11 protein-coding genes are annotated in these 11,865 nt (G+C 67.2%); 9 read left to right on the forward strand and 2 right to left on the reverse strand.

Annotated elements, in window-relative coordinates; genetic code table 11:
- Positions 1-131 precede the first annotated feature (131 nt).
- From metK to AC27KI_RS12950, 5 genes are all read left to right on the forward strand, one after another.
- On the forward strand, positions 132-1,313 hold the full coding sequence (gene metK / locus AC27KI_RS12930) for a methionine adenosyltransferase (RefSeq protein WP_272567533.1): 1,182 nt from the start codon (positions 132-134) through the stop codon (positions 1,311-1,313).
- 298 nt (positions 1,314-1,611) lie between these two features.
- Positions 1,612-3,129 carry a hypothetical protein gene (locus AC27KI_RS12935; RefSeq protein WP_487114133.1) on the forward strand — a complete coding sequence of 506 codons (1,518 nt, stop codon included), beginning with the start codon at positions 1,612-1,614 and terminating at the stop codon, positions 3,127-3,129.
- A gap of 6 nt (positions 3,130-3,135) precedes the next feature.
- Positions 3,136-4,470: an ankyrin repeat domain-containing protein gene (locus AC27KI_RS12940; protein WP_487114143.1), complete on the forward strand. Its 1,335-nt coding sequence runs from the start codon at positions 3,136-3,138 to the stop codon at positions 4,468-4,470.
- 241 nt (positions 4,471-4,711) lie between these two features.
- Complete coding sequence (locus AC27KI_RS12945; protein ID WP_272567532.1) at positions 4,712-4,897, forward strand: DUF1328 family protein; 186 nt, start codon at positions 4,712-4,714, stop codon at positions 4,895-4,897.
- A 13-nt stretch (positions 4,898-4,910) separates the two neighbouring features.
- The gene (locus tag AC27KI_RS12950) at positions 4,911-5,357 is read left to right on the forward strand and encodes a hemerythrin domain-containing protein (protein WP_284429897.1); all 447 of its coding nucleotides are present in this window, start codon (positions 4,911-4,913) and stop codon (positions 5,355-5,357) included.
- A 50-nt stretch (positions 5,358-5,407) separates the two neighbouring features.
- On the opposite strand, the gene AC27KI_RS12955 is transcribed toward AC27KI_RS12950, so the two are convergent.
- Positions 5,408-6,088, reverse strand: a complete 681-nt coding sequence (locus tag AC27KI_RS12955) for an NUDIX hydrolase (protein WP_487089221.1) — start codon at positions 6,086-6,088, stop codon at positions 5,408-5,410.
- 179 nt (positions 6,089-6,267) lie between these two features.
- On the opposite strand from AC27KI_RS12955, the gene AC27KI_RS12960 reads away from it, so the two are divergent.
- The 4 genes from AC27KI_RS12960 to AC27KI_RS12975 all read left to right on the forward strand — a co-directional run bounded on the left by AC27KI_RS12960 (position 6,268) and on the right by AC27KI_RS12975 (position 11,438).
- Positions 6,268-7,143: a cysteine hydrolase family protein gene (locus AC27KI_RS12960; RefSeq protein WP_487114135.1), complete on the forward strand. Its 876-nt coding sequence runs from the start codon at positions 6,268-6,270 to the stop codon at positions 7,141-7,143.
- A gap of 46 nt (positions 7,144-7,189) precedes the next feature.
- Positions 7,190-8,380, forward strand: a complete 1,191-nt coding sequence (pncB, locus tag AC27KI_RS12965; RefSeq protein ID WP_487114137.1) for a nicotinate phosphoribosyltransferase — start codon at positions 7,190-7,192, stop codon at positions 8,378-8,380.
- Positions 8,381-8,454: 74 nt separating this feature from the next.
- Positions 8,455-10,158 (forward strand): NAD+ synthase, encoded by a 1,704-nt coding sequence (locus AC27KI_RS12970; RefSeq protein WP_487114139.1) that lies wholly within the window; start codon positions 8,455-8,457, stop codon positions 10,156-10,158.
- Positions 10,159-10,391: 233 nt separating this feature from the next.
- A complete protein-coding gene (locus AC27KI_RS12975) occupies positions 10,392-11,438 on the forward strand; it encodes a bifunctional nicotinamide-nucleotide adenylyltransferase/Nudix hydroxylase (RefSeq protein WP_317352676.1) in 1,047 nt (348 codons plus the stop codon).
- Between the two features lie 66 nt (positions 11,439-11,504).
- Here the strand turns inward: AC27KI_RS12975 and AC27KI_RS12980 are convergent.
- On the reverse strand, positions 11,505-11,865 hold a 361-nt coding region (locus tag AC27KI_RS12980; protein WP_487114141.1), incomplete at its 5' end, for a peptidoglycan-binding domain-containing protein.

Genomic DNA, 11,865 nt, shown 5'->3' on the forward strand with positions numbered 1-11,865 from the left:
AAAATGGCGCGGTCGCTGAGTTAAATGAGCAACTTGCAGGGCGACGTAAAACAAATCTGCTAAAGCGTTCGCCAAAAGCTCCCAAGGCTGAGGGCAACGCCCAAAATGCCGGAACACAGGAGTTTATTCAAATGGCGAACGATTTCCTTTTCACCTCCGAATCCGTCTCGGAAGGCCACCCCGACAAGGTCGCCGACCAGATTTCCGACGCGATTCTGGACGCGATCTTCAAGCAGGACCCCCGCAGCCGCGTGGCGGCCGAGACCCTCACCAACACCGGGCTGGTGGTGCTGGCGGGCGAGATCACCACCAACGCGCACGTGGACTACATCCAGATCGCGCGCGACACCATCAAGCGCATCGGCTACGACAACACCGACTACGGCATCGATTACAAGGGCTGCGCGGTGCTGGTGGCCTACGACAAGCAGAGCAACGACATCGCCCAGGGCGTGGACCAGGCGAGCGACGACCACCTGAACACCGGCGCCGGCGACCAGGGCCTGATGTTCGGCTACGCCTGCGACGAGACGCCCGAGCTGATGCCCGCGCCCATCTACTACGCCCACCGCCTGGTCGAGCGCCAGGCCCAGCTGCGCAAGGACGGGCGCCTGCCCTTCCTGCGGCCCGACGCCAAGAGCCAGGTCACGATGCGCTACGTGGACGGCAAGCCCCACAGCATCGACACCGTGGTGCTCTCCACCCAGCACCACCCCGACCAGAGCGAGACCTCCACCAAGATGAAGGCCAGCTTCACCGAGGCCATCATCGAGGAGATCATCAAGCCCGTGCTGCCCAGCGAGTGGCTCCAGGACACCAAGTACCTGATCAACCCCACCGGCCGATTCGTCATCGGCGGCCCGCAAGGCGATTGCGGCCTGACCGGCCGCAAGATCATCGTGGACACCTACGGCGGTGCCTGCCCCCACGGCGGCGGCGCGTTCAGCGGCAAGGACCCGACGAAGGTGGACCGCTCGGCCGCCTACGCCGCGCGCTACGTGGCCAAGAACATCGTCGCCGCGGGCCTGGCGCGCCAGTGCCAGATCCAGGTGGCCTATGCCATCGGCGTGGCCCGCCCCATGAACGTGACGGTGTACACCGAAGGCACGGGCGTGATCCCGGACGACCAGATCGCCAAGCTGGTGCAGGAGCACTTCGACCTGCGCCCCAAGGGCATCATCCAGATGCTCGACCTGCTGCGCCCCATCTACGAAAAGACCGCCGCCTACGGCCACTTCGGCCGCGAAGAGCCCGAGTTCACCTGGGAGAAGACGGACAAAGCAGCGGCACTGCGTGCCGCTGCCGGGCTGTAAGCCCGCCACGCGATCCGCGTGGTTTGGCCGCACCTTCGGCGAAGGCTCATATCGCGCAGCGATGTGAAGGCCCGCAGGGCCGGCCATCGCCAAAAGACGGACAAGGCAGCAGCACTGCGGGCTGCTGCCGGGCGTTAAGCCCGCCGCGCGGACAGCGCGGTCCGGTCGTGCGCAGGCCCATGTGCGAAGCGATGTGAGCCTGCGGGTAGCGCAACAGCGGCAACACGGCAACTGCTTCGGATGCGCGCACCGACCTCGCGCGCAGCCCCGTATGGTCCCGGCATCCCGGAGTCTGACCATGCAGATCACACCGCAATTCCACAAACCGCCCCGCGCGACCGCGGCTGCGGAGCCTTACGCGCCGCAAGAAGCCGTGCGCTACGAACCGAGCCTTGACGGGACTTCGATACCGGCTTTCGAAAAATCGGGCCGGGGCAAGCAGCTCATGACGCAGTACCGGGCAGGCATCGGCAAACTGAAAACCTTTCTCGAAGAACATCCCTCCTCCAGATCCCAGCAGTCCATCAAGGCGCTGGACATCTTCAAAAGCCGGGTGGAGGGTGGCATGGCAGGCCACTATTCCACCCAGATATCGCGCCTCTACGGCGAAGGCAAGGCCTCGTTGGACACCCTGTGCACGGCCGTGGCGGACCACACGATCCCGCTTTCCAGACGCATGGAAATCATCGAGAACCTGGCGTCAGGACTGCTGGTCTGCTCCGACGGCACCACGACCAACCTGATCATGGCCGCCCAGGACCTGAACTTGACCCAAGGCCTGCACACCCACGCCAAAAGGGTGTGGGAGGACATGCTGGACCAGGCGCTGCGCGACTTCAGCCAGTCCAAGCACAAAGGACTCGAACACTACGAGGTCAGCGAAATCCATTTCGTCAACGGTTACCGCAATTTCCTGGCGGATCAGTTCGGTGTCACGGAGCGCAGCGACAGCTTCGTCGATGTGCGCACCGTCAGCGCCCACGTGCAGGAGGCCGCGGCGTTTGTGCAAGCCCGCGTGAACCCGGTCGAGCTGGTTCGGCAACTCGCCGAGGAATGCCTGAGCGAGGTGAAGGAGCGTTTCAGGCCCCACCTGGGCCGCCCGCTGACGGAGGAAACGGCGGGCCAGTTGCACAAGGCGTACAGCGAATCCATGGAGGCCGGATTGCAAGGGCGGTTCGGCAAGATTCCCGCCTGGGTCGTCATCTCGGAACACGAGCCCACCGGCGATGAAGACGCGCCCTATTCCGTTCTCGAGCATCCCGCACTGCTGATGCGCGTCATCGCAAAGAACCTGAAGGAACAGGGGCTGCTCGACAAAGAGAAGTTCGAGGTCGTCGATACCGTATTGACGGACGAGGGCAACCGCCGGATCAAGCGCATTGCCGACGGAGATTTCTACGTGAAGGAGATGGACAAGGCCGGCGGGGTCGGCTACCGCGGCATGCGGCTGTCCGACCTTTCTCCTGCCGTGGAGTGGCCGTCCGCGCTGCTCATGAGCGCCCTCACTGCGACCCAGGACCCCGAGGAGCTGCGCAGCCTCGATCCCGCCAAAGTCTGGAACATGGTCCGCAACGGCACCTCGGCGACGAGCACCCAATGGCAGGCCGCCCTGATGCATCCGGCATTGAAGCGCTACCGGGAGGCCTCCGCGGAAGCGGAATTTTTCCTGCTGAACCAGGCAGCGGAGGAGGTGGACAAGCTCCCGGAGCAAGAACGACCCCAAGCGGTGGCGCAAAGCCTCATGGCCGGCGACCTGGCGCTGGCCAGCTTGCTGGTCGTGTTGCCCATGCCATCGTCATGGAAAGACCAGAATTAAAACACCCTGCTCCACCACGCCGTCGCTGCGGGAGCCGATTCGGTCGTGACCCTGCTCGCGTCCGCTGCGGCACTGCAAGCGGTCAATGCCCGGGGGGACACGCCCCTGATGCACGCAGCGCGCTATGGCCAAACCGCCATGGTCCACAAGCTGCTGGGCGCGAGTGCTTCGATCGATACCCGCAACAAGAATGGAGAAACAGCCCTGTACCTTGCAGCCCAGGCGGGCGACGTGGCCTCCGTGGGCATCCTGGTGCAGGCGTCCCTCAAGGACCCCAAGAACCGCGGCATGCTGGACCAGAAATCCAGTACCGGCAGAACGCCGCTCATGGTGGCCGCCGCCGCTGGCAACGAGGTCCTCGTGCAAATGCTGCACCGCGCCGGCGCCCAGGTGGGCGTGACGAGCAGCGACGGCAGGACGGCACTGCACGAGGCGGCTCGCCAGGGCCGCATGGGGGTTGCACGGCTGCTGCTGAAGGCAGGCGCCAAGCCCAATGCCTATACCGGGATGTTGCACGGCGGCGTGACGCCGCTGATGGAGGCCCTCGACAACGGCCACTACGAAATGGCCACCATGCTGGTGAGCCGCAGCCATTTGAACCAGCGCGACTGGCGTGGGGAATGCGCACTCATGCGGGCCGTGGGGCAACAGAATGCCCGTGCGGCAAGGCTGCTGATCGATGCCAAGGCGAACGTTGATCGCGACACTCGGGACGGAACCACGCCGCTGATGCGAGCGGCGGAAAGCGGCAACGTCGCGATCATGTCCCTGCTGCTGAAAGCGGGCGCGCAGGCCGATCGCAGAACCGAGCTTCGGTATTCCGCCATTTTCGCGGCCGCGAAGAATGGTCACGCACCCGCTGTGGAACGGCTTTTGGATGCGAAAGTGAATTCGACATCGACCGATCTGGACGGTCTGACGCCCTTCATGCTCGCGGCCCGCAATGGGCATGCCGAGGTCATGGAGACCTTGCTGAAGAAAGAAGCCGCCGGCGACGTGCACGCCACCAAGTTCTATGGGGAAAACGCCACCATGCTGGCGGCGTCGAACGGCCACGCCGAAGTGATCGCGCTGCTGCTGCGCCACGGTCTTGCGGGCAACCTGGAACGCTGGTCCGGCGAATCCTCCGAGACGGCTCTGACCCAGGCAGCGGCTAACGGACATGCGGACGTGGTGAAACTGCTGTTGGACGCGGGCGCGCACGGCAGCCTGGCGCGAGCCGAACGATTGGCGAAATCGAAGGGCCACCCCAAGGTATTGCATCTGCTGGTCGAAGCCCGGAACGCCAATAAAAAAGCCAGCCAGTCGGCCCCCGGCACGAGCAAAAGCACAAGCGCCTGAGCCGCGAACGGCCGCCACGTGCCGCGGGTCATCCATCGCCACTACGGCCAATTGCGGTCATGGCTTGACCTGCGCAGTGGCTGAACGGGTGCGACGGGCGGAAGAAGCCCTTGCCCTCCCCGCGCCGGCTGCCGCTTTGCCCGCGCACCTTTCCTACAGCCGCAGCCCCGCTCTGCTGACGCCCGTGACGCGGCAGCGCTGAAATGATCGCTCCATACCTCATCCCACCGGAGTCCTCACCATGCTGAAATACGCCATCGTCTTCGCCATCATCTCTCTCATCGCTGGCGCGCTGGGGTTCACCGGGGTCGCTGCGGGCGCTGCCGGCATCGCGAAGATCCTGTTCTTCATCTTCCTGGTGATCGCCGTGGTCTTCGTCGTGCTGGCCGTGCTGGGCATCGGCGCGGCACGCAAGGCGCTCAAGTGAAGGGGCCGCGCGCATGAACATCTTCGAAGCCCTGCGCGAAAGCCACGAGCGGCAGCGCGACATGGTCCGCCAGGTGGAGGCCACCAGCGGCGACACCCCGGAGCGGCACGAGCGGTTCATCGAGCTCAAGCGAGAACTGGCGGCGCATGAGTTGGCCGAAGACCGCCACTTCTACCGGCCGCTCATGGAGCACGATGCCGGCATCGACCTGTCGCGCCACGCCATCGCGGAGCACCATGCCCTGGACGAACTGGTCGAAGACCTGGAGGCCGCAGACCCCGGCAGCTCCGCCTGGCTGGCGGTGGCCAAAAAACTGGGCGAGAAGGTGCGGCACCATCTGGAGGAAGAGGAACATCGGTTCTTCCAGATGGCCGGCAAGCTGCTCACCGAAAAGCAGAAGACCGAACTGGCGAAGCAGTACCTGCAAACCTACGACGAAGCCAAGGCGGTCGCCGCCTGAGATGCGTCTTGCTCCGTTCGTCCCAGGCCCCGCAAGGGGCTTTTTTCTGTTCAGAGCGCGCGGGACGACAGTGCCAGGGCCTTGCGGAACGCGGGGCGCAGGCGGTACATCTGCGCGGGCCGGTGGGCACCGCCCTGCACCAGGCCGGGCACGGGTTCGAGCATGTCCAGCTCGTCCATCTTGCGGCGAAAGCTCACCTTGTTGAGCGGCTCGCCCAGCACCGCCTCGTACACCGCCTGCAGTTGCGGCAGGGTGAACGCGTCGCCGCACAAATGCACGGGCATCGAGGAATACAGGCTCTTGCTGCGTACGCGCGCCAGCGCCGCATCCACCATGGCGCGGTGGTCGAACGGCAGGGGCGGCAAGTCGTCGACCGGCACCAGCTTCACTCCCTGCCGGGGCGGGATGCCCTGGAGCGCCTCGCCAGGCACCAGCGCGCAATAGGCCACCGCCAGCGACCAGCCCCGCGGATCGCGCGCCAACCCCGAGAACGTGGCGAGCTGCTCCAGGTAAGGGCTTTGCAGGCCGGCCTTCTCGCGCAGCACACGCGCGGCACTGGCCTGGGCATCGGCATCGTCCTGCGCGTGGATGTAGCCCCCCGGCAAAGCCCACGCGCCGGCATAGGGGGCCTTGTCGCGGCGCACGAGCAGCGCGTGGAGGGCGCCGCCCTGCAGCGTGAGCAGCACGGTATCCACGGTGCAGATGACGGTGGGCGAAGCGGCGGAGGACATCGAGGGGATGGTTATGTGCAGGATTGGACGAACGAGCCTACCACTCCTGGAGTGCCAATGCCACCCATCCAGTCCCTTCGACCGGTTTTTCATTTCCTGACAATGCCTTTTGGCCCACTTAGTTGCAAAGTCAAACTAACAGGAATAGACTGCACCCATTGCCCCGAGGACCTTGCACCATGACCCGATCCATGAACCGCCCCTTGACGACCCAGCTGCTGGTGATCGACCCCCAGAACGATTTCTGCGACCTGCCCACCGATTGGCAGCCGGCGCACCCCCTCACCGGCCAGTCCATCACCCCCGCCTTGCCCGTGCCCGGCGCCCATGCCGACATGCAGCGCCTGGCCGCCTTCATCCGGCGCCAGGGCCCGGCGCTGGAGGCGATCACCGTCACGCTCGACTCGCACCAGCGCTACGACGTTGCGCACCCCCCGTTCTGGCGCCAGGGCGATGGCGGCGAGGTCGCCCCGTTCACGACCATCACCGCGGCGCAGGTGCGCGCCGGCGCGTTCGCCCCGCGCGATGCCGCGGCCCTGCCCCGCGTGCTGGCCTACCTGGACGCGCTGGAGGCACAAGGGCGCTACACGCTGATGGTGTGGCCCGTGCACTGCGAGATCGGCAGCTGGGGCCACGGCGTGCATGCCGACGTGCTGGCCGCCTGCGGCGCGTGGCAGGCACAGCGCCAACGCGCGGTGCACCCCGTGTTCAAGGGCACCAACCCCTGGACCGAGCACTACAGCGCCATCGAGGCCGAGGTGCCCGATGCCGACGACCCCGCCACCTTGCTCAACACCCGGCTGCTCCACGCCCTGGGGACAGCGGACCGCCTCGTCATTGCGGGCGAGGCCGGCAGCCACTGCGTGCGCGCCACCACCGAGCACATCGTGCAGCACCTGCCCCGGCTGCAGCCGGGCTGGCGGGCGGACCGCCTCGTGCTGCTGACCGACTGCATGGCGCCCGTGGCCGGCTTCGGTGCGCAGCAGCAGGACTTTCTGGACGCCCTGCAGGCCCAGGGAGCGCAACTGGCGCGCAGCGATGAAATCCGCCTCTAGCGCAGGTTCGCTCCCGGCATCCCTTCCTAAAAACATAGCAAACGCCATGCAACCCGTCATCACCAGCCTGCTCGATACCGACCTCTACAAATTCACGATGTGGCAGGCGCTGCTGCACGGCCACCCGCAGACGCAGGCCGAGTACCGCTTCGTCTGCCGCAACCGGCCGGCCTATCCGCTGGCCGAGCTACTCGGCGAAGTGAGCGCGGCGCTGGACGCGCTGTGCACGCTGCGGTTTTCCCCCCGTGAGCTGGACTACCTGGCCGGCCTACGCTTCATCAAAAGCGACTTCGTGGACTTTCTGCGCCTGTTCCAGTTCCAGCGCGCGTTCATCGAGGCACGGGCCGAGGGCGGCGACCTGCACATCGTGGCGCGCGGCCCGCAGGTGCATGTGATGGGGTTCGAGATCTTCGTGCTGGCGATCGTGAACGAGCTGTATTTCCGCCGCTTCGACCCGGCCGCGGCGCTGGCCGAAGGACGCCGCCGACTGGCGGACAAGATCGCGCACGTGCAGGCGCTATCGGGCGAGCCCGAGCGCACGCACCCGTTCGAGATGTTCGACTTCGGGCTGCGCCGGCGCTACAGCGGCGCGTGGCAGCGCGAGGTGGTGCAAGCCTTCGCACAGCAGGCGCCGCAGTGGTTCAAGGGCACCTCCAACGTGATGCTGGCGCGCGACCTGAACCTGGTGCCCATCGGCACCATGGCGCACGAGTATTTGCAGACCTACCAGGCCCTGGGCGTACGGCTGCGCGACTTTCAAAAAGCGGCGCTGGAGGACTGGGTGCAAGAGTACCGGGGCGACCTCGGGATCGCGCTGACCGACACGGTGGGCATGGACGCCTTCCTGGCCGACTTCGACCTGTACTTCGCCAAGCTGTTCGACGGCCTGCGCCACGATTCGGGCGACCCGGTGGCCTGGGGCGAGAAGGCGCTGGCCCACTACGCCCGCCTGCGCATCGACGCGCACACCAAGCGGCTCGTGTTCTCGGACGGACTGAACGTGGACAAGGCGCTGTCGCTGCACCGCCATTTCAGCGACCGGGTACAACTGGGCTTCGGCATCGGCACGCAGCTCACCAACGACATGGGCGTGGCGCCGCTCAACATCGTGATGAAGATCACCCATGCCAACGGCCAGCCGGTGGCCAAGCTCTCGGACAGCCCGGGCAAGACGCTGTGCGACGACGAAACCTACCTGGCCTACCTTCGGCAGGTGTTCAACGTGCCACCGCCATGAGGCGCCGCGGCACGCCGCCGCCCCGCCACCGAACCATCGCCGCTTGAAGAAGAAAGACAGAAAGGAAAGACCCCATGCTCCGCATCACCCTGGCCCAGCTCAACCTCACCGTGGGCGACATCGAAGGCAACGTCGAGCGCATGATCGCCGCCGCGCAGGAGGCCGCGGCCGCGCAGTCCGACCTCGTGGTGTTCTCCGAGTTGTCGCTGTGCGGCTACTACCCGGGCGACCTGCTGGAGGAGCCCGCCTTTCTCGAACGCCTGGACGCGGGCCTGGCGCGGCTGTGCGAGGCATCGGCCGGCCTGCCTGCGCTGCACTGGGTGGTCGGCATGCCGGTGCGCACGCCGGGGCCGGGCAAGCGGCTGCTGAATGCGCTGCGGGTGCTGCGGGCGGGCGAGGTGCGGCTGTCGTATGCCAAGCAGCTGCTGCCCACCTACAACGTCTTCGACGAGCGCCGCCATTTCGAGCCCGGCCCGGACGTGGCCAAGGTGCTGCGCATCGGCACCTCGCAGGTGGGGTTCATCGTGTGCGAGGACGGCTGGAACGACAGCGGCGCCGACTACCAGAACAACCCCTTCCAGCGCATGGCCGATGCCGCGCCCGACCTGGTGGTGAGCATCAACGCCAGCCCCAGCCACATCGGCAAGCGCGAACTGCGCCACCAGGTGTTCGGCGATGCGGCGCGGCGGCACGGCCTGCCGATCGTCTACGTGAACCAGGTCGGCGGACACGACCAGCTGGTCTATGACGGCGCCTCCTTCGCGGTCGAGCCCGAGGACGGCGTGGTCTTCGAATCGCGCCGCTTCGAGGAGGACGTGTCCACCGTGCAGCTGCTGGACAACGGCCACTTCGCCCGGCTGGACGGCACCGACCTGCCGCCCGTGCCGCGCGAGGGCCTGCCCACCATGGCGTTCTATCGCCAGCAGATCGTGCTGGGCCTGCGGGACTATGCGCGCCGCTGCGGGTTCACCCAGGCGGTGGTGGGCAGCTCGGGCGGCATCGACAGCGCGCTCACGCTGGCGCTGGCGGCCGAAGCGCTGGGGCCGCAGAACGTGGTGGGCATCACCATGCCCTCGCGGTTTTCGTCCAGCGGCTCGGTGGACGATTCGGTGCAGCTGTGCCGCAACCTGGGCGTGGTGCTGCACACCCACCCCATCGCGGACCTGGTGGCAGGCTTTTCCGCACAGTTCGAGACGAGCTTCGGGCAGCCACTGCGCGGCCTGCCGCTGGAGAACGTGCAGGCCCGCATCCGCGGCACGACGCTGATGGAGTTTTCCAACGCCTTCGGCCACCTGCTGCTCACCACCGGCAACAAGTCGGAAATCTCGGTGGGCTACTGCACGCTGTACGGCGACACCAACGGCGGCCTGGGCCTGCTGGGCGACCTGTACAAGACCGAGGTGTTCGAGCTGTCGCGCCACGTGAACGAGAACGCGGGGCGCGAGATCATTCCCCAGGCCATCATCGACAAGCCGCCCTCGGCCGAGCTCGCTCCCGGCCAGAAGGACGACGACAGCCTGCCGCCCTACCCCGTGCTGGACGAGATCCTCAAGCTGCTCATCGAAGGCGAGGGCCTGTCGCGCGCCGAATACGCCAACGCCCAGGCCTTCGCGCGCCAGTTGCAGGCCAGCGCGGACGGCCGGGCCCTGGCGCACCGCGTGCGCATGCTGGTGGCGCGCAGCGAATACAAGCGGCGCCAGGCCCCGCCCATCGTGCGTGTGCGGGCCAAGGCCTTCGGCACCGGGCGGCAGATGCCGATTGCGGCGCGGTATGTGTGAGGCGGTGGCCTGCGCCACAGAGAGGTTTGCATCAAAAATGCCCCCAGCGCAATCATCACTAGGGCATATAGCTATTATTTTTTATAGCAAACCCATGAATCTGGCCGCGCGGTGACCCATGCGGAGCGGTCGGTGCATTCGCAGCGCCCGCCGCCCGCCCCGGCCCGCCCGGCTACATTCCCAGCAGCCCCGACGGCGCCGCTCACGGCGCGGGGCGCCCAACCGGAACACACATGTACGACACCGCCATCTACATCGGCCGCTTCGAGCCCGTCCACAACGGCCATCTGGCCCTTTTGCAGCGCGCGCTGGACAGCGCCAACAACGTGATCGTGGTCATGGGCTCGGCCTGGCAGGCCCGATCGCCTAAGAACCCGTTCACCTGGGCCGAGCGCGAAGCCATGCTGCGCAATGCCCTGCCCGAGGCCGACCGGGCCCGGCTGACCGTGCTGCCCGTGCGCGATCACTACAACGAGGCCCTGTGGGTGGCGGCGGTGCTGCGCGCCGTGTCCACGCACGTGCTGCCCGATGCGCGCATCGGCCTGGTCGGCCATTTCAAGGACGCGACCAGCAGCTACCTGGACGCCTTCCCCGGCTGGTCGCTGATCCCCATGGACCGGCAGGGCACCATCGATGCCACCGCCATCCGCGACGCGTATTTCGGCGCGGCGCCGCAGGGCGTGCTGACGGCGCTCGGCCCCCTGGCCGACCAGATGCCGGCCAGCACGCTCGAATTTTTGGACGTGTTCGCCCGGCAGCCGCACTACGCGGCGCTGCAGGAAGAATGGCGCGTGCTGCGCAGCTACCGCGAATCGTGGGCGCAGGCGCCGTACCCGCCGGTGTTCGTGACGGTGGACGCGGTGCTTCGCTGCCAGGACCACGTGCTCGTCATCCGCCGCGCGCACGCCCCGGGCAAGGGCCAGCTGGCCATGCCGGGCGGCTTCATCGAGCAGCGCGAGACGCTGTGGCAGTCGTGCCTGCGCGAGCTGGCCGAAGAGACGCACTGCGACGTGCCCGACGCCACCTTGCGCCGCGCGCTGCGCGCCACGGCCGTCTTCGACCACCCCGACCGCAGCCAGCGCGGGCGCACCATCACGCACGCCCACTACTTCGACCTGGGCGATGTGCCGTTCCCTGCGGTGCAGGCCGATGACGACGCCATGCAGGTGCAGTGGATACCGGTCGCGGACCTGGCGGCCATGGAAGAGGCCTTCTTCGAGGACCATTTCCACATGCTGGACCACTTCTTGAACCTGACCGGCGCGCACGGCGCCGGCTAGGGGCTGGCCGCCCGCCCCCAGCGGGCGCGGACGACCACCTCGAAGCCGGCAGCCGTCCGGCAGCCGTTACTGGCTCAACTGGGCCGCAGTAGCGGCGTCGAGCCGGCCGGTGATGGGCAGGCCGCGCTCCTTCTGGAAGGCACGCAGGGCGGCCGCCGTCTTGGCGCCCATCGCGCCATCGGGCGTGCCGGTGTCATGCCCCAGGGCGTTCAGCTTGGCCTGCGCATCGCGCAGCGACAGGCCACCGGTGGCCGACGACACGGGCTGCGCGCGCGGCGCCGAGGTCTGCGACGGCGCGGCGCCGCCATCCACCCCCAGGCGACCGCCGCCGCCCAGGCCCTGGCCCTTGACCGACTGGGCCTTGTAGCTGCGCAGCGAACGCACCATCTGGTTGAAGGCTTCCATGAAGGCCGCGGCGATCACCTTG

Source organism: Acidovorax sp. KPB24-03 (assembly GCF_057546605.1).

What these genes read in the sequence shown, in the direction of transcription:
- AC27KI_RS12935 (WP_487114133.1), top strand. Translation starts at nt 1,612, where the DNA reads ATGCAGATCACACCGCAATTCCACAAACCGCCCCGCGCGACCGCGGCT.
- AC27KI_RS12975 (WP_317352676.1), top strand. Translation starts at nt 10,392, where the DNA reads ATGTACGACACCGCCATCTACATCGGCCGCTTCGAGCCCGTCCACAAC.
- AC27KI_RS12955 (WP_487089221.1), bottom strand. Translation starts at nt 6,088, where the DNA reads ATGTCCTCCGCCGCTTCGCCCACCGTCATCTGCACCGTGGATACCGTG.
- metK (WP_272567533.1), top strand. Translation starts at nt 132, where the DNA reads ATGGCGAACGATTTCCTTTTCACCTCCGAATCCGTCTCGGAAGGCCAC.
- AC27KI_RS12950 (WP_284429897.1), top strand. Translation starts at nt 4,911, where the DNA reads ATGAACATCTTCGAAGCCCTGCGCGAAAGCCACGAGCGGCAGCGCGAC.
- AC27KI_RS12970 (WP_487114139.1), top strand. Translation starts at nt 8,455, where the DNA reads ATGCTCCGCATCACCCTGGCCCAGCTCAACCTCACCGTGGGCGACATC.
- AC27KI_RS12945 (WP_272567532.1), top strand. Translation starts at nt 4,712, where the DNA reads ATGCTGAAATACGCCATCGTCTTCGCCATCATCTCTCTCATCGCTGGC.
- AC27KI_RS12960 (WP_487114135.1), top strand. Translation starts at nt 6,268, where the DNA reads ATGACCCGATCCATGAACCGCCCCTTGACGACCCAGCTGCTGGTGATC.
- pncB (WP_487114137.1), top strand. Translation starts at nt 7,190, where the DNA reads ATGCAACCCGTCATCACCAGCCTGCTCGATACCGACCTCTACAAATTC.